General features: G+C 64.7%; 16 protein-coding genes. 8 read left to right on the forward strand and 8 right to left on the reverse strand.

The window, feature by feature from the left end; all coding sequences use genetic code 11:
- The first annotated feature begins 204 nt into the window (after nucleotides 1-204).
- The 7 genes from RAD10_RS02470 to RAD10_RS02500 all read left to right on the forward strand — a co-directional run bounded on the left by RAD10_RS02470 (nucleotide 205) and on the right by RAD10_RS02500 (nucleotide 8,756).
- Nucleotides 205-1,359 carry an iron-containing alcohol dehydrogenase gene (locus tag RAD10_RS02470; RefSeq protein WP_461616573.1) on the forward strand — a complete coding sequence of 385 codons (1,155 nt, stop codon included), beginning with the start codon at nucleotides 205-207 and terminating at the stop codon, nucleotides 1,357-1,359.
- An 18-nt stretch (nucleotides 1,360-1,377) separates the two neighbouring features.
- On the forward strand, nucleotides 1,378-2,928 hold the full coding sequence (locus RAD10_RS02475; protein WP_461616185.1) for an AMP-binding protein: 1,551 nt from the start codon (nucleotides 1,378-1,380) through the stop codon (nucleotides 2,926-2,928).
- A gap of 267 nt (nucleotides 2,929-3,195) precedes the next feature.
- Nucleotides 3,196-4,794 (forward strand): ABC transporter substrate-binding protein, encoded by a 1,599-nt coding sequence (locus tag RAD10_RS02480; protein WP_461616186.1) that lies wholly within the window; start codon nucleotides 3,196-3,198, stop codon nucleotides 4,792-4,794.
- Between the two features lie 106 nt (nucleotides 4,795-4,900).
- On the forward strand, nucleotides 4,901-5,848 hold the full coding sequence (locus RAD10_RS02485; protein ID WP_028139688.1) for an ABC transporter permease: 948 nt from the start codon (nucleotides 4,901-4,903) through the stop codon (nucleotides 5,846-5,848).
- A 9-nt stretch (nucleotides 5,849-5,857) separates the two neighbouring features.
- The gene (locus RAD10_RS02490; RefSeq protein WP_461616187.1) at nucleotides 5,858-6,751 is read left to right on the forward strand and encodes an ABC transporter permease; all 894 of its coding nucleotides are present in this window, start codon (nucleotides 5,858-5,860) and stop codon (nucleotides 6,749-6,751) included.
- Nucleotides 6,751-7,758, forward strand: a complete 1,008-nt coding sequence (locus RAD10_RS02495; RefSeq protein ID WP_461616188.1) for an ABC transporter ATP-binding protein — start codon at nucleotides 6,751-6,753, stop codon at nucleotides 7,756-7,758. The genes RAD10_RS02490 and RAD10_RS02495 overlap by 1 nt, the downstream gene beginning before the upstream one ends.
- Nucleotides 7,755-8,756 (forward strand): ABC transporter ATP-binding protein, encoded by a 1,002-nt coding sequence (locus RAD10_RS02500; RefSeq protein WP_461616189.1) that lies wholly within the window; start codon nucleotides 7,755-7,757, stop codon nucleotides 8,754-8,756. The genes RAD10_RS02495 and RAD10_RS02500 overlap by 4 nt, the downstream gene beginning before the upstream one ends.
- Here the strand turns inward: RAD10_RS02500 and RAD10_RS02505 are convergent.
- The 8 genes from RAD10_RS02505 to RAD10_RS02540 form a co-directional block, all read right to left on the reverse strand.
- Entirely contained in the window at nucleotides 8,713-9,585 is an 873-nt protein-coding gene (locus RAD10_RS02505; protein WP_461616190.1) for a hypothetical protein, read from the reverse strand. The genes RAD10_RS02500 and RAD10_RS02505 overlap by 44 nt on opposite strands.
- A 186-nt stretch (nucleotides 9,586-9,771) precedes the next feature.
- The gene (locus tag RAD10_RS02510; protein WP_461616191.1) at nucleotides 9,772-11,748 is read right to left on the reverse strand and encodes an acetyl-CoA carboxylase biotin carboxylase subunit; all 1,977 of its coding nucleotides are present in this window, start codon (nucleotides 11,746-11,748) and stop codon (nucleotides 9,772-9,774) included.
- Complete coding sequence (locus RAD10_RS02515; RefSeq protein ID WP_461616192.1) at nucleotides 11,745-13,361, reverse strand: acyl-CoA carboxylase subunit beta; 1,617 nt, start codon at nucleotides 13,359-13,361, stop codon at nucleotides 11,745-11,747. Before RAD10_RS02515 ends, RAD10_RS02510 begins: the two co-directional genes overlap by 4 nt.
- Before the next feature lie 121 nt (nucleotides 13,362-13,482).
- Nucleotides 13,483-14,349: a beta-keto acid cleavage family enzyme gene (locus RAD10_RS02520; RefSeq protein WP_461616193.1), complete on the reverse strand. Its 867-nt coding sequence runs from the start codon at nucleotides 14,347-14,349 to the stop codon at nucleotides 13,483-13,485.
- Between the two features lie 199 nt (nucleotides 14,350-14,548).
- On the reverse strand, nucleotides 14,549-15,349 hold the full coding sequence (locus RAD10_RS02525) for a helix-turn-helix domain-containing protein (protein WP_092251622.1): 801 nt from the start codon (nucleotides 15,347-15,349) through the stop codon (nucleotides 14,549-14,551).
- A 172-nt stretch (nucleotides 15,350-15,521) separates the two neighbouring features.
- Nucleotides 15,522-16,178, reverse strand: coding sequence for a glutathione S-transferase family protein (locus RAD10_RS02530; protein ID WP_461616194.1), 657 nt, complete (start codon nucleotides 16,176-16,178; stop codon nucleotides 15,522-15,524).
- Nucleotides 16,178-17,341 (reverse strand): acyl-CoA dehydrogenase family protein, encoded by a 1,164-nt coding sequence (locus tag RAD10_RS02535; protein WP_461616195.1) that lies wholly within the window; start codon nucleotides 17,339-17,341, stop codon nucleotides 16,178-16,180. The genes RAD10_RS02530 and RAD10_RS02535 overlap by 1 nt, the downstream gene beginning before the upstream one ends.
- 122 nt (nucleotides 17,342-17,463) lie before the next feature.
- Nucleotides 17,464-18,600, reverse strand: coding sequence for an acyl-CoA dehydrogenase family protein (locus RAD10_RS02540; RefSeq protein ID WP_461616196.1), 1,137 nt, complete (start codon nucleotides 18,598-18,600; stop codon nucleotides 17,464-17,466).
- A 266-nt stretch (nucleotides 18,601-18,866) separates the two neighbouring features.
- On the opposite strand from RAD10_RS02540, the gene RAD10_RS02545 reads away from it, so the two are divergent.
- Nucleotides 18,867-20,417: an acyl-CoA synthetase gene (locus RAD10_RS02545; protein ID WP_461616197.1), complete on the forward strand. Its 1,551-nt coding sequence runs from the start codon at nucleotides 18,867-18,869 to the stop codon at nucleotides 20,415-20,417.
- Nucleotides 20,418-20,421 lie beyond the last annotated feature (4 nt).

The raw sequence follows: 20,421 nt of genomic DNA on the forward strand, positions 1-20,421 counted from the left end.
CCAAGCGCGCCCTGACCGGATGGCGGGTTGACGGGAGGGAGTGGAGCTCTCTCACGCGATGCGAGACTGATGACGAAGGCACGATGCCACCCTCCCCTGGAGGGGGAGGGTAAGAGAGAGCCAGCGCCTTCGCACATGACGAACGCCATCCGCTCGGCTAGATTGCCCTTACAAAAACAAGACGAATTGTCCGGGAGGACAGGCGTGCACCAGGGACGTGTCGTTTTCGGCGCGATCGAGGAGGTCGTGTTCGGCCATCCTGCAACTGAGGCCATCGTCGCGCAGATGGACCGGCTGGGAACGCGCCGTGCCTTCCTGATGGTTTCGGGCACACTGAACCGGCAGACCGACGAAATCGAGAAAATCAAGCAGGCTTTGGGCCCCCGCTGCGCTGGCCTGTTCGATGCCATGCCGGCGCACACGCCGCGCGAGGCGGTGATCGCGGCAACCAACGCGGCGCGCGAGGCCGGCGCCGACCTCATCGTCACCGTGGGTGGCGGCTCGATCACCGAAGGCGCCAAGGCGGTGCAGCTTTGCCTCGCCAACGGCATCGACGATATCGACGGCATCGAGCGGATCCGCGTGCACAAGGGCGTCGCACCGGAGATGACGGCGCCGACCGTGCGCCAGGTTAGCGTGCCCACGACGATCGCGGGCGGCGAGTTCTCGTCCATTGCGGGCGTGACCGACCGAGCTGCGCATGTGAAGCAGATGCTGCGGCATCCGCTCGCCGTACCGCGCGCGACCATACTCGATCCCGCGATCACCGTGCACACCCCGGAATGGCTGTTCCTGTCGACCGGCATCCGCGCCATCGACCATTGCGTCGAGGCGATCTGCTCGCGCGAGACGCATCCCTATGCCGACGCGCAAGCGGTGAAGGGCCTCGCCATGCTCGCCGACGCGCTGCCGCGGGTGAAAGCCGACCCCGCCGATCTCGACGCGCGGATGGACGCGCAGATCGGCACCTGGCTGTCGATGGGCGCGCTCGCGGCCGGCGTTCCCATGGGCGCGAGCCACGGCATCGGCTACGTGCTCGGCGCGGCCTTCGACGTGCCGCACGGTTACACGTCCTGCATCATGCTGCCGGCGGTGATGCGCTGGAATGCAAGCGCCAATGCCGAGCGGCAGATGATCGTCGCGGCCGCCATGGGCTTTCCCGGCCACAACGCTGCCGACGTGCTCGATGCCTTCATCCGCTCGCTGGGCATGCCGCGCAGCCTCGCAGAGGTGCGTGTATCGCCCGAGCATTTCGAGACAATCGCCGACCAGGCGATGCGCACCAACTGGATCCCGCGCAACCCGCGCAAGATCGAAGGCCCGGCGCAGGTGCGCGAAATCCTGCTTCTCGCCGCATAATCCAAAGCCGGAGGATAGATGTACCCAGGTCAGCATGCCCGCCTACGCCCGCTGCAGCCCGCCTTCATCATGGCGGCCACGGGCGAGGCCGTCACCTATCGCGAGCTCGATGCGCGCAGCAACCGGCTGGCCCATCTGTTCCGCAAGCACGGCTTGAAGCGGCTCGACCACTACTCGATCTTCATGGAGAACAATTCGCGCTATCTGGAGGCCTGCGGCGCCGGCGAACGCTCCGGGCTGTACTACACCTGCATCAACTCGTTCCTGACGCCGGGCGAACTCGCCTATCTGCTGGTCAACAGCCAGTCGAAGATCCTGATCACCTCGGTGGCGAAGCTCGACATCGCCCGCGAGGCGATCAAGGCCTGCCCCGACATCAAGCTCTGCATCGTCGCCGACGGCCCCGGCGAGAGCGAGCGCATCGTCGGACTTGCGGACGTCACCGCGGATATGCCGGCAACACCGATCGCGGATGAGTGGCTCGGCACGGCCATGCTCTATTCGTCCGGCACGACGGGACGGCCGAAAGGCATTCTGCGGCCGCTGCCGGAGGAGCCGCCGAAGCACAATCTGCCGCTGTTCGATTTCCTCACCAAGCTCTGGCACTACCGCGAGGGCATGGTCTATCTCTCGCCGGCGCCGCTCTATCACTCGGCGCCGCAGGCGGCCGTGAACCTCACGATCCGCATGGGCGGCACCGTGATCATCATGGAGAGTTTCGATCCCGAGCGTTACCTCGAGCTCGTCCAGCGGTGGGGCATCACCCACACCCAGCTGGTGCCGACCATGTTCTCGCGCATGCTGAAGTTGCCGGAGGAGGCGCGCGGCCGCTACGACCTTTCGTCGCTGGAGATCGCCATCCACGCCGCTGCGCCCTGCCCGGCTCTGGTCAAGGACGACATCATCAAATGGTGGGGCCCAATCATCCACGAATATTACGGCGCCACCGAAGGCCTCGGCTTTACCGCCTGCAACAGCGAGGAATGGCTTAGCCACCGCGGCACCGTCGGCAAGGTGCTGCTCGGCGACCTCCACATCCTCGACCAGAACATGCGGGAATGTCCGACCGGAACGCCCGGCCAGGTGTGGTTCAAGACCGCCTCGCCGTTCGAATATTTCAACGATCCGGAGAAGACCAAGGAGGCGCGCTCGGCCGACGGCAGCATGAGCACGGTCGGCGACGTCGGCTATGTCGATGCCGACCGGTTTCTCTACCTCACCGATCGCGCCACCTTCATGATCATCTCCGGTGGCGTGAACATCTACCCGCAGGAATGCGAGAATTTGCTGATCACCCATCCCAAGGTCGCCGATGCCGCGGTGTTCGGCGTGCCCAATCCCGATCTCGGCGAAGAGGTGAAGGCGGTGGTACAGCCGATGCCTGATGTCGTGCCGGGCGAGGCGTTCGCCGAAGAGCTGATCGCATTCTGCGCAAAATCGCTGTCGCGGCAGAAGGTGCCGCGCTCGGTCGATTTCGAGAAGGAATTGCCGCGGCTGCCGACCGGGAAGTTGTACAAGCGCCTGCTCCGGGACCGGTATTGGGGGAACAAGGCGTCGAGGATCGTGTGAGGGCGCGGCGGCGAGCTCGCTGTCGTCCCGACGTTCACCGGGACCACAGAGGAGCTTGTTGATACGACTGCGCGCAAGACCGGCACCGGAACCATCTCTTCGCACCTGCACTCTCACATCGTGAGAGTATGAAGACCTGCGGCCTTCGGTCATCCGAATTGTCGAGGCGGCATGCGGCCTTACCGGTTGCCTCCCTCGACTCGCGTGCTATCGTCGCGACAAACAGGCCGCAAAGGCCAAAAAGACTGATGTCCAGGGAGGATGAGCATGCGGAGCGTGTGGGCGCTCGCCGCAATGGCGGCGCTATCTGTGCTGACGGCCTCAACCAACACGCTCGCCGGCGAGCCCAAGCAGGGCGGCGTCCTGCGAATGTATCACCGCGACAGCCCGGCCAACGCATCGATCCTCGAGGGCGCGACCTATTCGGTCAACGTGCCGTTCATGGGCGTCTTCAATAACCTTGTCATTTACGACCAGCACATCGCGCAGAATAGTCCTGAGACCCTGCGGCCCGAGCTCGCCGAAAGCTGGTCCTGGAGCAGCGACAACAAGAAGCTGACGTTCAAGCTGCGCCAGGGCGTCAAATGGCACGACGGCAAGCCGTTCACATCGGCCGACGTCAAATGCAGCTTCGATCTGCTGATGGGCAAGTCACAGCAGAAGCTGCGGCAGAATCCGCGCAAGGCCTGGTACAACGAAGTCAACGAGATCACGACGAGTGGCGATTTCGAGGTCTCCTTTGACCTGAAGCGGCCACAGCCGTCACTGCTGGCGATGCTCGCGTCCGGCTATACGCCGGTCTATCCCTGTCACGTCTCGCCGGCGGACATGCGCACCCATCCGATCGGGACCGGACCGTTCAAGTTCGTCGAGTTCAAGGCCAATGAATCGATCAAGCTGACGCGAAATCCGGACTATTGGAAGAAGGGCCTGCCCTATCTCGACGGCATCGAGTACACGATCATCACGAACCGCTCGACCGCGATTCTCGCCTTCGTCGCCGGCAAGTTCGACATGACCTTCCCGACCCACATCACGATTCCGCTGCTGAAGGACATCAAGTCGCAGGCGCCGAACGCGTCTTGCGTCGTCGAACCGACCAACGTTTCGACCAACATCATCGTCAATTCGACCTCGGCGCCGTTCGACAACATCGATATTCGCCGGGCGGTGGCGCTTGCGCTCGACCGCAAGGCCTTCGTCGATATCCTGTTCGAAGGCCAGGCCGACATCGGCGGCACCATGCTGCCACTGCCTCAAGGCGTCTGGGGCATGCCCAAGGAAAAGCTCGAGACCATTCCGGGCTATGGCCGGGACGTGAACGCGAACCGCGAGGAAGCGAAGAAGCTGATGCAGAAGGCGGGCTACGGCCCCGACAAGCACCTCGCGGTGAAGGTCTCGACGCGCAATCTCGCGGAATATCGCGACCCCGCCGTGATCCTGATCGACCAGCTCAAGAGCATCTATATCGACGGCGAGCTCGACGTCGTCGAAACTGCGAACTGGTTCCCGAAAGTCGCGCGCAAGGACTACATGCTCGGCCTCAATCTGACCGGCAATTCCGTCGACGATCCCGACCAGTCCTTCTACGAAAACTATTCCTGCGGCTCGGAGCGGAACTACACCAATTACTGCAACAAGGAGATCGAGAAGCTGTTCGACGTGCAATCGCAGGAGACCGACACCAGCAAGCGCAAGCCGCTGGTCTGGGATATCGACAAGAAGCTGCAGGAGGATGTCGCCCGCCCGATCATCTTCCATGCACGGGCCGGCACGTGCTGGCAGCCCTATGTCAAGGGCGTCACGATCATGTCGAACAGCTCCTATAACGGCTTCCGCTACGAGGACGCGTGGCTCGACAAGTAGCGCGGCAGGCTGAAGGCTTTGGGATTTTGGTTTTGAGCATGATCTTGTCGGAAAACCGCTGCGCACTTTTCCGGATCATGCTCTAGCGGCTCGCGGAGGGCGAAGGATGTTTGCCTATCTGGTGCGACGCCTGTTCCTGATGCTCGTGACCCTGTTCGGGATCTCGATCGTCATCTTCCTCCTGCTGCGCATCGTGCCCGGCAACATCGTCGACATCCTGTTCGCCGCGGCCGGCTATGTCGATCCCGCCGACAAGGCCAACCTGGAGAAGGAGCTCGGCATCGACCAGCCGCTGATCGTGCAATATTGGCATTGGATCAGCGGTTTTCTGCGCGGCGATTTTGGTTACTCCTACGTCTCCGAAAAGCCGGCGCTCCAGGAGATATTGCCGCGGATCCCGATCACGGCGCGGCTCGCCGGCCTCGCGCTGTTGTTCTCGGTCTCGATTGGCATTCCGCTCGGCGTCATCAGCGCCGTGAAGCAGGGCACACGGCTGGATTACGCCTTGCGTGTCGTCAGCCTCAGCGGCTTGTCGCTGCCCTCGTTCTGGCTCGGCCTCCTCATCCTCACGGCGTCGGTGGCGATGTTCGGCCAGATGCCGATCTTCAATCCGAATCCGCAGACCTGGCTCGAGGCTTTCGCAACCTACGCCGTACCGGCCGCCGCCGTCGGTTTCCGCAGCGCCGCGCTGACCATGCGCATCACGCGGTCCTCGATGCTGGAGGTGCTGCGTCAGGACTACATCCGCACCGCGCGCGCCAAGGGCGCCTCCGATGCCGCCGTGAACTATCAGCACGCGCTGAAGAACGCGATCCTGCCCGTCATCACCGTGATCGGCATCGAGGCGGCCTTCCTGATCGGCGGCCTGATCGTCACCGAGACGGTGTTCAACATCCCCGGCGTCGCCCGCTTCCTGGTCGAGGCGATCCGCTGGCGCGACTATCCGATTGTGCAGAACCTCGTGATGCTGATCGCCGTCGTGGTGGTGAGCGCGAATTTCATCGTCGACATGCTCTACGCCGTGTTCGATCCGCGCATCAGGTACACGGATTAGGAGATCAATTTGGCCGCGATCGACTTCGACGTTGAACTGAGGCGGGCCGGCGCGCATGCGACCGGAGGCTGGCGCCGCGTGCTGTTTCTGGCACAGCGGCATGTGCTGGGCGCCGCCGGCCTCATCATCATGACCGTGTTCGTGTTCACGGCCATCTTCGCCGATTTCATCGCGCGTTATGATCCCCTGTCGATCGATTCGGCCCGCGCTCTGGCCCGCCCGAGCCTGGCGCACTGGATGGGAACAGACTCCTTCGGCCGCGACGTGTTCAGCCGCATCATCCACGGCGCGCGGATCTCGCTTGCGGTCGGGATCGGCTCGACCGCGCTCGGCGGCACGATCGGCGTCATCGTCGGCCTCACCTCCGGCTATCTCTCCGGCTGGGTCGATCTCGTATTCCAGCGCGTCTCCGACGTCCTCCAGGCTCTGCCGCTGCTGGTGCTGGCGCTGGTGATGACGGCGGCACTCGGCCCGTCGCTGCCGAACGTGATCATTGCGATTGCCATTCCGCTGATCCCGACCGTTGCGCGCGTCATCCGTGCCAACACGCTGGCGCTGCGCGAACTCCCCTTTATCGAAGCCGCCAAGTCGATCGGCATGAGCGAAGTGCGCATCGCGCTCCGCCACGTGCTGCCGAACACGCTGGCGCCGCTGATCGTGCTCGCGACCGCGCAGCTCGGCTCGACCATCCTGACGGAAGCTTCGCTCTCCTTCCTCGGCCTCGGCATTCCCGAGCCTTATCCGTCATGGGGCCGCATGCTCTCCGAGTCCGCCGCCGAGTATGTCCGCACCGCGCCGTGGCTGGTGATCTTCCCGGGCATTGCGATCAGCCTCGCCGTGTTCGGCGCCAACCTGTTCGGCGACGCCCTGCGCGACATCCTGGATCCGAGGCAGCGCGGCTGATGACGGACAAATCCCACCTTGTGCTCGAAGTGAAGAACCTGAAAACGGTGTTCTTCACCAATTCCGGTTTGTTCAAAGCCGTCGACGACCTCTCCTTTACCGTCAAGCGCGGCGAGACACTGGCGATCGTCGGCGAATCCGGTTGCGGCAAGAGCGTCACGGCGCTGTCGCTGATGCGGCTGGTGCCCGATCCGCCCGGCCGCATCGTCGGCGGCTCGATTTCGCTCGAAGGCACCGACCTGCTGGCGCTGGATGAGGCGGAGATGCGCGCAGTCAGGGGCAACCGCATCTCGATGATCTTCCAGGAGCCGATGACTTCGCTCAATCCGGTGATGCGGATTGGCGACCAGATCGTCGAGGCGGTGCGGCTGCACCGGAACATCCCGGCCAAAGAGGCCCGGAATATCGCCGTCGAGATGCTGCGCCTGGTCCGCATTCCCGAGCCGGCGCGACGCGCGAAGGAATATCCGCATCAACTCTCCGGCGGCATGCGTCAGCGCGCGATGATCGCGATGGCGCTGGCCTGCCGGCCGGCGCTGCTGATCGCGGACGAACCGACCACCGCGCTCGACGTCACCATCCAGGCGCAGATCCTGGCGCTGATCCTCGACCTTCAGAAGGAGCTCGGCACCGGGCTCGTGCTGATCACGCATGATCTTGGCGTTGTCGCGCAGACGGCGCAGCGCGTGATCGTGATGTATGCGGGGCGAAAGGTCGAGGAAGCCAGCGTCGAAGCGCTGTTCGCCGCACCAAAACATCCCTACACGCGCGGGCTGATGGCTTCGATCCCGGCCGTGCCGGCCACCGGCGTCCCGGCGCAGGCACGGCTGAACGAAATTCCCGGCACCGTGCCGTCGCTGGTGCGGCTGCCGAAGGGCTGCGCCTTCGCACCGCGCTGCAAGCTCGCAATCAAGCGCTGCGAGGCCGAGTATCCGCCGCTGGCGGATTGGGGCGGCGGACATCTTGCAGCCTGCTGGCGTGCGGCTGAAGTCGCGGAGGTGGCATGAGCGAAGTTCTGCTCGAAGTCACCAACCTCAAGAAGCACTACCCGGTGCGGGCCGGCGTATTGCGCAGGCAAGTTGGCACCGTGCACTCGGTCGACGGCGTCTCGTTCTCGGTTCATGCCGGCGAGACGCTCGGGCTCGTCGGCGAATCCGGTTGCGGCAAGTCGACGGTGGCGCGCAGCGTGTTGCGGCTGGTCGAGCCAACCTCGGGCCAGATTCGGCTCGAAGGCGAGGACATCACCCATCTGTCCAAGGCGGCACTGCGCCCGCACCGGCGCTCGATGCAGATCGTCTTCCAGGACCCGTTCGCCTCGCTCAATCCGCGCATGACCGCCGGCGACATCGTCGGCGAGCCGCTTGCGGTGCACGGGATCGCCAGCGGCAAGGCGCTGGATGCGCGGGTCGCAACGCTGTTCGAGCAGGTGGGCTTGCGAGCCGACCAGATGCACAACTTCCCGCACCAATTCTCCGGCGGCCAGCGCCAGCGCATCTGCATCGCGCGCGCGCTCGCACTCGAGCCGCGCCTGATCGTCTGCGACGAGCCGGTGTCCGCGCTCGACGTCTCGATCCAGGCGCAGGTCATCAACCTGCTGATCGACCTGCAGCGCCAGCACGGCTTCTCTTATCTCTTCATCGCGCACGATCTTGCCGTGGTCGCTCATATCAGCCATCGCGTCGCCGTGATGTATCTCGGCCGCATCGTCGAGATCGCAGGCAAGGACGAGCTGTTTCGCAATCCCAGGCATCCCTACACGCAGGCGCTGCTCGCCTCGGTGCCCGTGGCGAATCCGCTCGCGAAGAAGCTCGCGCCGCTGGTCGACGGCGACGTGCCGAGCCCGGTCAATCCGCCGCCCGGATGCGCGTTTCACACCCGCTGCCGATTTGCGATGGAGCGTTGCAAGACGGAGCGACCGGCGCTGATGGAAGCGGGCGACGGGCATCAGGTGGCGTGTCTGCTCAACGAGGGCACGGGGCGGAGCCAGTTGGCGCCAACGATCTGATCACGGGCCACGCCGCCAAGGCAGCAGCGAGATGCTTGAGGGTGTGGCCCGAGACGATGTGTCCTGTCGCTTCGAAAATGAGCGCGTCGCCGAGTTCGAACAGCTTCGCCAGCACATAAAAGAAGATCACGCCGCCGAGCGGCACGCCGAGCGCGCCAGGCCGCAGCCGCGTCAACGCCAGTCCCACGGCAAGTGCCATGCCGCCGAACTGCACAACCACCCATGGCGTGAGATTCTCGCGTGCCACCCAGGCAGCAAGCAAGCCCGCAACCATCATCAGCACCAGCACCGCCTCGCCGGCACGCACGCTAATGCGCTCACTGGCCGCGATGCCCAGAAAGCCCGCAAATGCCACCGCCATGCCGAGGCGGTCGGCCACGAGCCGTTGCGGCATGTCGGGGTCGAGGTGATAGAAGCCAGATCCCAGGCAGGTGAGGATCAGTCCGACGAAGAACCAGCTTGCACCCACGGGCGCATCATGGCGGGCGCGGATCCGCTCCGAACCCCAGACGCCCATCGCGAGAAAGGCGAGATTGCTCAGCACATCGCCGGCGTTGGGCACACCGAGCCAGGTGCGATTGTCGACGAAGTGCGGGATGTGCCAAGCGGCGGCGGGCAGCGCGGGAGCGAGGAGTGCCGACAGCGTCAGAGCGCAGAGGGCCGCAATCAGGTATCTCTCGCGGAGTTGTGTGGCGGCGAACGAGAAGCGGCGGGATACCGACGGGAGCATCGGATTGGTCGCTTGGGCGGGATCATTTGGGCGCAACATGCCGGCTCCAAAAATTGAACAATGTTCAATATATGTAGCTTGAAAATGAACGGCGTTCAAATTGAATTTTTGACCTTGCACCAATATGTAATTAAGCAACTGAAATAACAGGTGATTTTTTACCGCACGCCAGATGCCGTAGGGTGGGCAAAGCGGAGCGTGCCCACGACTTTTTTGCGATTAGCGCGAGATGGTGGGCACGGCGCTTTGCGCCTTTGCCCACCCTACGAGACTGCGTTCGCCGCGCTAACCTGCCCCGATCTCGGCGACGATCCTGCCCGTCGTCACCTGCTCGCCTTCGGCAACGTCGATAGCCGCCACCACGCCGTCGACGCCGGCCTTGTGGACGTGCTCCATCTTCATCGCTTCCAGTGTCAGCACCGGCTGACCGGCGGCGACGCGGTCGCCCGGCTTGACCAGCACGGCGACGACGCGCCCGTTCATGGCGGCGCGCACCTTGCCGTCGCCGCCGTTGGCAGCAGTGGCCTTCGGCGCGGCGAGCGTGAGATCGGTGACCGCGAGCGGGATGCCGCGATGCTGGAGGTAGAGCCGGTCGCCGTCGCGCAGGAATTTGGCGCTGTCCATCACGCCATTGTGGCTGAAGCGGACGGCGTCGGAATCGAGTTGGTCGATCTCGAACTTGTCTTGCCGGCCGTCGGCGGCGACAGTGTAACTACCATCGCGCTCACGCGTGACTTCGAGTTCGTATGTCTGACCGGCGATCTCGATCTTCGCTGGCAGTGGAAAGGTGGCGGCGAGGCTCCGCCCGCCCTGCCAAGACGGCGCGCGCGGGTTCGTGACGTAGAGCAGCAGCCCCGCCAAAGCCGTATCGAAGGCCGCGTCCGCACGCGGCGCCAATAGCTCATCGCGATGCGCGCCGATGAAGGCCGTCGTCGCCTCACCCTTGGCGAAGCCGGGATGGCGCAGGCACGACATCAGGAACGCCTGGTTGGTGGTCACGCCGAACGCCGTGAGCTGCTCCAGGCCGACGATCAGCCGCGCTCGCGCCTCCTCGCGGCTCGCGCCGTGACTGATGACCTTGGCGATCATGGAATCGTAGAACGGCGGAATCTCCGAGCCCGATTGCAGCGCGTGCTCGACGCGGACGCCGTCGGGCACCTGCCAGCGCGCCATGCGGCCGGACTGCGGCATGAAGTCGTGCCCGGCATCCTCCGAGCAGAGCCGCACCTCGATGGCATGGCCGGCGACCCTGATATCCTGCTGCTTCACCGGCAACGGCTCGCCGCGCGCCACGCGCAGCTGGAGTTCGACGAGATCGAGCCCGGTGATCGCCTCGGTCACGGGATGCTCGACCTGGAGGCGGGTGTTCATCTCCATGAAGTAGAACGCGCCGCTCGCATCGAGCAGGAATTCCAGCGTGCCGGCGCCCTCGTAACGCAGCGCCTTGACCGCGGCGACCGCGACTTCACCCATCTTCGCGCGCAGCTCCGGCGTCACCGCAGGCGACGGCGCCTCCTCGATCAGCTTCTGGTGCCGCCGCTGCACCGAGCAGTCGCGCTCGCCGAGATGGATGGCGTTACCATGGCTGTCGCCGAACACCTGGATCTCGATGTGGCGTGGATTCTGGATCGCGCGTTCGAGGATAACAGTGGGATCGCCGAATGCCGCCTTCGCCTCCGAACGCGCGCTGCGCAGGGCATCAGGGAACGAGGCCGCGTCCGTCACGAGCCGCATGCCACGACCGCCGCCGCCGGCGACCGCCTTGATCATCACGGGAAAGCCGATCTTTTGGGCCTCTGCGAGCATGACCTCGTCGCCCTGCTCGGCGCCCTGATAGCCGGGCACGCAGGGCACGCCGGCCTTCTTCATGATCTCCTTGGCGCCGGCCTTGTTGCCCATCGCCTCGATCGCCTGCGGCGAGGGACCGATGAAGATCAGGCCGGCATCCTTGCAGGCTTGCGCAAAATCCTCGTTCTCGGCGAGGAAGCCGTAGCCGGGATGAACGGCATCTGCGCCGCTCGCTTTCGCAGCGGCGATGATCGCGGGGATGTTGAGATAGGATTGCGCCGGCAAGGCTTCGCCGATGCGCACGGCCTGATCCGCCTGCTGCACGTGGAGCGCATCGCGGTCCGCGTCCGAATAGACCGCGACGACGCCGAGGCCCAGCCGCCGCGCGCTGCGCATCACGCGGAGCGCGATCTCGCCGCGATTGGCGACCAGGACCTTGAAGAACGGCCGGTGCTGCACTGATCCGTTCCTCATGGGCGTGCCACCGAAAACTGCATGCGCTGGGGCGTGCGTGCGTCGCCCTCGCGGCAGATCGCGAGCACTTCGGAGAGGACCGCGCGGGTGTCGCGCGGATCGATCACGCCGTCGTCGAGCACGCGAGCGCTGGTGGAGAACACGTCCATCTGGCCGTCGAATACGCCAATGATCTGCGCCTTCATGGCATCGAGTTTTTCCTTTTCGACCGGCTTGCCGCGCCTCGCGGCAGCGGCTTCCGTCACGATAGCCATGGTCTCGGCCGCCTGCTCGCCGCCCATCACGGCGGTCTTGGCGTTGGGCCAGGAGAAGCAGAAGCGCGGATGGAAGCCGCGGCCGCACATGCCGTAATTGCCGGCGCCGAACGAGGCGCCGCAATAAATGGTGATCTGCGGCACCGTCGCCGAGGTCACTGCCTGGATCATCTTCGAGCCGTGCTTGATCATGCCGGCTTCTTCATAGGCTTTGCCGACCATGTAGCCGGTGGTGTTGTTGAGATAGAGGATTGGCGTGCGGGTCTGGCAGCACGCCTGGATGAAATGCGTCGCCTTGTTGGCACCGGCGGGATCGAGCGGCCCGTTGTTGGTGATGATGCCGATCGCCTGTCCTTCGATGCGGGCGTGGCCGCAGACGGTGGCGGGGCCGTAATTCGGCGCCATCTCGGTGAAATCGGAATCGTCGACGATGCGTGCGATCACCTGCTTCATGTCGACGGAGCGCTTGTGGTCCATCGGCATGATGCCTAGCAGCTCGTCCTGGTCGTAGCGTGGCGGCTTGAATTCCGACGCCGTCCTGCCCGGCCGTTCCCATTCCAGCGCCGCCATGATCTCGCGCGCGATGCGCAGTGCATCGCGGTCGTCCTCGGCGAGATGATCGCCGAGACCAGAGACCTGGGTGTGCATCTCGGCGCCGCCGAGCTCCTCCTCGGTCGCGATCTCACCGGTCGCGGCCTTCAGCAGCGGCGGCCCGGCGAGGAAGGCGCGGGTACGACCGCGGACCATGACGATGTAGTCGGAGAGACCCGTCTGATAGGCGCCGCCGGCAGTCGAGGAGCCGTGCGTGACGGTGACGACGGGCAGGCCTGCCGCAGAGAGCCGCGCCAGATTGCGAAAGATGTTGCCGCCACGGACAAAATCCTCGACGCGGTAACGCAGCAGGTTGGCGCCGGCGCTTTCGACCAGTTGCACGTAAGGCAGCTTGTTCTCCAGCGCGAGCTCCTGCACCCGCAGCGTCTTGTCGAGGCCGTAAGGTTGCAGCGCGCCGGCATCGATGCCGGAATCGCTGGCGCTGACCATGCAGCGGATGCCCGAGACGAAGCCGATGCCGCCGATGACGCCGCCGCCGGGCACGCTCTTGGTCGCGTCCGGTACATCGAACATGTAGCCGGCGAGCGTCGACAGCTCGATGAAAGGCGCTCCGGGGTCAAGCACCAGCGCGACGCGCTCGCGCGGCAACAGCTGCCCGCGCTTGTGAAAGCGATCCTTCGCCGCCGCCGACGCCGCGCGGGTGCGCTCTTCCAGCGCGCGCATGCGGTCGATGAGGCCGAGCATGCCGTCGCGGTTGGCGTGGTAGGCGGCGCCGCCGGGGGAGATGGTGTTTTCGAGAATGGACATCAAATCTCCTGCCCGTCATTCCGGGGCGCGCGGAGCGCGAGCCCGGAATCCATACTCCCGATCGTGGTTATGGATTCCGGGCCTGGCCCTTCGGGCCATCCCGGAATGACGGAGTATGTGACTACTTGTTCGTCCCAAAGATCTTCCGCGCCTCGGCGGGGCTCGCGATCTCGCGGCCGGCACGGCGCGCGCAGGCAGCGACGGCTTCGATCAGCTGTCCGTTCGACGTCACCTTCTTGCCGTCGGCGAGATAGAAAGTGTCCTCAAGACCGGTGCGGAGGTGGCCGCCGAGCTCGGCGCAACGCTGGTGCAGCGGCCAGATTTCCTCGCGGCCGATCGCGGTGACCTGAAAATGCGCCTCGGGACGTTTCAGCTTGATCAGGATCGGCAGCAGCTCCGGGTCCGAAGGCATTCCCGAAGCGACGCCCATCACAAAATTATACTCGAGCGGTCCCTTGTACATGCCGACCTGGGTGTACATGCCGACGCAGCGGACGATGCCGACGTCGAAACATTCGAACTCGGGGATGGTGCCGACCGCGTTCATGACGTCGAGATAGTCCTTCACCTTCTCGACCGCGTTGTCGAACATCATCGGTGGCCAGGCCCAAGTATTGTCGGCCTTCACCTTCAGATAATTCAGCGAGCCGGCATTGCAGGCGGCGATCTCCGGCTTGGTCTCGCGGATGCAGTCGAGCGCCCCAGAGTAGTTCGGCCCCGACACGCCCGAGGTGTGATTGATGATCACGCCGGGACAGGCTTCACGGATCGCCTGCTGGATCTCCTTGCTGACGGCGACCTCCCAGGACGGCAGATGTCCCTTGCCCGGCGCCTGCTGACGCAGGTGGATGTGCATGACGGACGCACCGGCATCGAACGCAGCCCTGGCCTCGCGTGCCATCTGCTCGGGCGTAACCGGCACGTTGTGCTGCTTGGGGTCGGTGAGCACGCCGTTCAGCGCGCAGGTGATGACGGCCTTGTCGCTCATGCCTTGGATATCTCGCACGTTGAGAATTCAACGCTTGCGATCATGTGATGGGCGGCATGCGGCTTCTTGCGCGGAGAAGCTGGAGAAAACGACGAATTCGTAGGGTGGGCAAAGCGAAGCGTGCCCACCATCTTTGCCAGTTGCCGAGAGGTGGTGGGCACGGCGCAAGAGCGCCTTTGCCCACCCTACGAGAGCGAGCCTAACTCGCCTCCGCGAGCCGCACCGTCTCCGTGCTACGATAGATCGCAAGGTCGCGCGAGCCGACGAAGATCGCGCGCGGCTTCAATCCGTAGAAGCGGCGGATCGAATGGCTGAAATGCGTGGAGTCGGGATAGCCGATGTCCTGCGCGAGATGGGCGAGGTTGAGGTCCTGGTTGGCGAAGTGCAGCAGATGCCGTGCGCGCTTCCAGGCGCGGAAGGAGCGGAACGAGATGCCGGTCTCTTCCTTGAACAGATGCAGGAAGCGCGAGGCCGAGAGCCCTGCTTCCGCCGCGCAGGTGTCGGCCGTCACCGGCTCGCCGGAGAACCGCTCGATGCGGGCGACGGCGCGGGTCACGCGCGGATCGAGCTCGCGGCGAGCAAGCGCCTCGCCAAAGCACATCTCGTCGAACTCGGCGGTGGTGATGTCGCCGTAGCGGCGCTGGCGGAGCAGCGCGTAGGCGGCGAGGATCTTGCGGGCATAGAGAGCCTTGTCCGGCCCTCGCAGCCGCTCGGCCAAAGCCTCGATCACGCCATCCGGCATGCTTTCCGGCTCGAGGGTCACGCTGATTGCAGTGCGGTAGTCGCTGGCGATGGAATGCCGCTGGTTCGGCAGGGTCACGATCAGTTCGTCCGACGTGTGGACGTCGTCGATCGTCAGGTGCAGGCTGCCTTTCACCGCGACGTAGATATGGCAGCAGCCGGGGGTCCGCTTGCGAGGGCGCCCGAGCAGGCCGGCATAGAATACCCGCTCCGGCGTGATCAGCATCAGATGGTCGGATTCGCGACCTTTATCTTCCATTGGATCCTCCTCGCGCGGCTCTCTGGCCGCTGCGGACGGAGGCACCTTAGCGGAAATTTGGGCGCTGTCACGACGGGATAGCGCTGTCATCGAGCGCAAAGCGTTGGCATTCCAGGACGGCGATGTGCCGGTCCGGAACCATCGTGAGACTGTAGTCTCGACGTGCGGAGGTTTACGCCCTCACGCGCGGTGCAACATTCTGCTCGGCGCCAGCCTTCTGTTCCGCAGCAACCGCACGCTTGAAACCGTCCCGCTGCTGCAGGCGCGCCCAATAGGCTGCGACATTTGGCCCAAAATCCTTGGCGAGCCCGATATTGTCGGCCAGCCGAAGCGCATAACCGATGACAATGTCAGCGGCGGTGAAGCGGCCGGCGCACAATGTTTCGGCATTGGCCGTCGCTGCCTCGACGGCGCGCAACCGACCCAGAAACCATTTCGCATAATCGCCGGCGACCTGCGGATTGCGCCGCTCCTCCGGCTCGAGCTGGGTGTATCGGAGCACCAGCGTCTGCGGGAAGGTTAACGTGGCGTCGCTGAAATACATCCAGTTCAGAAAGGTGCCATAGGCGGGATCTTCCGGCCCGACCATCAGCGGCGTCGGGCCATGCTTGATGCCGAGATAGTGACAGATGCCGGAGGATTCGGTCATCTTCGTCTCGCCGTCCACCATGAAGGGAATCGTGCCGAGCGGATTGAGCGCCAGATATTCCTTGGCGAAGACCCGCGGCGGGAACGGCAGCATCTTCAGTTCATATGGCAGCCCCATCTCCTCCAGCATCCAGAGCGGACGGAACGAGCGCGCGGCGTCGCAGTGATAGAGCGTTATCATCAGGCGTTTCCTTTGCTGCCGGGCAGCGTGCCCATCATCTTGCACAGGACCATCAGCATGACCTCGTCGGCACCGCCGCCGATGGAGGTCAGGCGGCTGTCGCGATAGGCACGGCTGACCGGCGTCTCGTTGGTAAAGCCCATTCCGCCCCAATATTGCAAGCAGGCGTCGGTGAGCTCGCGGCCGAGCCGACCAGCCTTCAGCTTGGCCATGGTCGCGAGCTTCGTCACGTCCTCGCCGGCCACCAGCTGCTCGGCGGCACGATAGATCAGCGAGCGCAGCAGCTCGACCTCGGTCTGCATCTCCGCAAGCTTGAAGTGCACCACCTGGTTGTCGAGGATGCTCTGGCCGAAGGCCTTGCGGTTGCGGGTGTATTCAATGGTCTGATCGACGATGTATTCATGCGCCTTAAGACAAGCCGCCGCACCCCAGAGCCGCTCCTCCTGGAACTGGATCATCTGGTAGGTAAAGCCCTTGCCTTCCTCACCGATCCGGTTGCGCTTGGGCACGCGGACATTGTCGAAGAAGATCTGCGCGGTGTCGGAGGAGCGCATGCCCATCTTGTCGAGCTTGCGGGCGATGGTGACGCCCTTGCTCTTCATGGGCACGCAGATCAGCGACTTGTTGCGGTGAACTGGCCCGTCGCCGGTGTTGGCGAGCAGGCAGATCCAGTCGGCCTGGGTGCCGTTGGTGATCCACATCTTGCCGCCGGTGATGACGTAATCGTCGCCGTCGGAGCGCGCCTGGGTCTTGATTGAGGCGACATCGGAGCCTGCGCCCGGCTCGGAGACGCCGATGCAAGCGACGAAATCTCCCGAGACCGAGGGCGCCAGAAACTCGCGCCGCACCTCGTCGGAGCCGAACCGCGCCAGCGCCGGCGTCGCCATGTCGGTCTGCACACCGATCGCCATCGGCACGCCGCCGCAGGTGATGGCGCCGAGCTCCTCCGCCATCATCAGCGCATAGGAGTAGTCGAGGCCGGAGCCGCCGAACTCCACGGGCTTGTTCAGGCCGAGGAAGCCGAGGCTGCCCATCTTCTTGAACAGCTCGTGCGCCGGGAAGATGTCGGCCTTCTCCCAGTCATCGACATGAGGGTTGATCTCATTGGCGATGAACTTTTGCAGGGAACGGCGGATGTCGTCATGGTCGGCGGTGAATAGCATTTTGTCCTCTCGTCATTCCGGGGCGCGCGCAGCGCGAACCCGGAATCCATTCCTCTGCGGAGTCTGGAGCCCGATGGATTCCGGGCTCGTGCGCGTTGCGCACGCCCCGGAATGACAGAGGGTCACAACCCCATCTGCCTCGATGCCAGATCCTTCATGATCTCCTCGGTCCCCCCGCCGATGGCGTTGACCTTGACCTCGCGGTAGATGCGCTCGGCCTTGATGCCGCGCATGAAGCCGGCGCCGCCGAAGATCTGCACGGCTTCCGAGGCGCAGAACGCCATGGTCTGCGTCGCCTGGTTCTTCATCATGCAGATTTCGGCGACCGGGCTTTCGCCCTGCTCGAGCCGCCAGGCCAGCATCTCCAGCATCGCCTGGGACGCTGCGACCTTCTGCGCCATGTCGACGATCTTGTGACGGATGACCTGGTGCTGGGCGAGCGGCTTGCCAAAGGTCTTGCGCTCCCTGGCATAGGCGATCGCCTCGTCAAGGCAGACGCGGGCGAAGGCGGTGCAGCCTGCCGCCATGCCCATGCGCTCGCTGTTGAAATTCTGCATGATGATCTTGAAGCCCTGGCCTTCCTCGCCGATCAAATTTTCGGCCGGCACGCGGCATTGGTCGAAATGCAGCGTCGCGGTGTCGGAGGCCCACCAGCCCATCTTCTTCAGCTTGGTCCTGGACAGGCCGGGCGTGTCGCCCTCGATCAGGAGCAGGCTGACCCCGCCGGCACCTTCGCCGCCCGTGCGCACAGCAACGGTCAGATAGTCGGCGCGCATCCCCGAGGTGATGAAGGTCTTCTCACCGCTCACGACGTAGTGATCGCCGTCGCGCCGCGCCCTTGTGGCGAGGTTCGCGACATCGGAGCCGCCGCCCGGCTCGGTGATCGCGAGCGCGGAGATCTTGTCGCCTGACAGCACCTGCGGCAGCACGCGTGCTTTAACCTCCGGCCGTGCCGCCCGCGCAATCGGAGGCGAGCCGATGGTGTGACTCATCAGGCTGGCGCTGACGCCTCCGGCGCCCGCCCGCGCCAATTCCTGGCTCGCCACGATCTTCATGAACTGGTCGGCGGCGATCCCGCCATATTCCTCAGGGAATCCCAGGCCCAACAGGCCGATCCCGGCCGCCTTTCGATAGAGCGCGCGGGGGAATTCGCCGGCCTCGTCCCACTCATGGGCGAACGGGGAGATCTCCTTCTCGACGAAGCGGCGCATCATTTCGCGGAAGGCATCGTGCTCGGCGGTATAGAACGGGCTCTTCATCGCAGTCTCGCCTCGCGGACGGATTCGTCTCGTTCACCATGGCCGGAACATCGGCGGCTCACTTGCGCAGAGTGGCTGACCGAAGAACCACTGCGGCGCGGGCCATGGCCTAGCAACTCAACGCAAGACGATTTTGACCCCTCGCGCGCCAACTCCAAATCAAAAAAAGACGTCGATGCGCCAACTCCGGCTGGCCTCAGGGCCACGCCGAGCATGGTGCACGGCAATAGGGATGCAGGCGGTAAGGACCGCCGAGGGAGGAATTCTTGGCCGTTCGTTACTACGATTGGATCATTCATCATGGCCGCCGCACGCCTGACAAGGTTGCGGTGATCGACCTCGCGAGCGAGCGCCGCTTCACCTATTCGCAGCTGGACGCCCGCGTCTCGCGCCTCGCCTCATTCCTGCGCCACACGCTGAACGTCTCACGTGGCGACCGTGTCGCGGTGCTGGCGCTGAACACGACCGATACGCTGGAGGTGCAGTTCGCCTGCGGCCGCCTCGGCGCGATCTTCGTGCCGCTGAACACCCGGCTCACCGTCCCCGAGCTTCAGTTCATCACCGGCGATTGCGCGCCGAAGGTGATGATCCACGACACCGACCTCGCCGAGACCGCGCTTGCCCTCGCAAAGCTGTGCGGGATCGCGACCAGTCTGCTGCTCGGGCCCGGCGGGGCCTATGAGGCCGGCATCGCCGGCGCAAAGCCGCTCGAGGCGATCGAGCAGGTCACGCTCGATGACATCTCGACCATCATGTACACGTCGGGCACGACGGGACATCCGAAGGGCGCGACCATCACCCATGGCATGACCTTCTGGAATTGCGTCAATCTCGGTGGCCCCGCCTGCATCGGGCCATCCTCGGTGCTGCTCACCGTGCTGCCGCTGTTCCACACCGGCGGACTGAATTGCTACACCAATCCGGTGCTGCATGCCGGCGGCACCGTGATGATCATGCGCGCGTTCGATCCCGGTATCGCGCTCGGCCTGATCAACGATCCCGCGCAGGGCATCAACGTGTTCTTCGGCGTGCCCGCGATCTACCAGTTCATGGCGCAACACCCCGCCTTCGCGACGACCGATCTCGGCCGGCTGATCGTGGGCGGTGTCGGCGGCGCACCGATGCCGGTGCCGCTGCTGAAGGTCTGGGAGGCGCGCGGTGTCGCACTTCAGCAAGGCTATGGCATGACCGAGACCTCGCCGGCCGTGCTGGTGCTCGACCGCGAGGATGCGGCGCGCAAGGCAGGCTCCGCCGGCAAGCCCGTGCTGCACACCGAAGTGCGCATCGTGCGCCCCGACGGCAGCAACGCCGATGTCGGCGAGCTCGGTGAGCTCTGGGTCAAGGGGCCGAACATCACGCCGGGCTACTGGAACAGGCCGGAGGCGAACAAGACCTCCTTCACCGACGGCTGGCTGCACACCGGTGACGCGACGCGTGTCGACGAGGAAGGCTTCTACTACATCGTCGACCGCTGGAAGGACATGTACATTTCCGGCGGCGAGAACGTCTATCCGGCCGAGGTCGAGAACGTGCTACACCAGCTCGCGGCCGTTGCCGAAGCTGCCGTGATCGGCATTTCCGATCCGCAATGGGGCGAAGTGGGCCTTGCCATCGTCGCGGTCAAGTCGGGCCAGAAGCTGACCGAGGCCGATGTCTTCGCGCATTGCGCGGCCAATCTGGCGCGCTTCAAATGTCCGCGCCAGATCCGCTTCGTTGACGCGCTGCCCCGCAACGCCACGGGCAAGATCCACAAGCCGACCTTGCGCAAGGAGTTCTCGGTGGCCTCCGAAGTCGACAAGAAAGCCGCCAACGCCTGACCCA

The sequence above is a fragment of the Bradyrhizobium sp. 23AC genome (assembly GCF_054863025.1).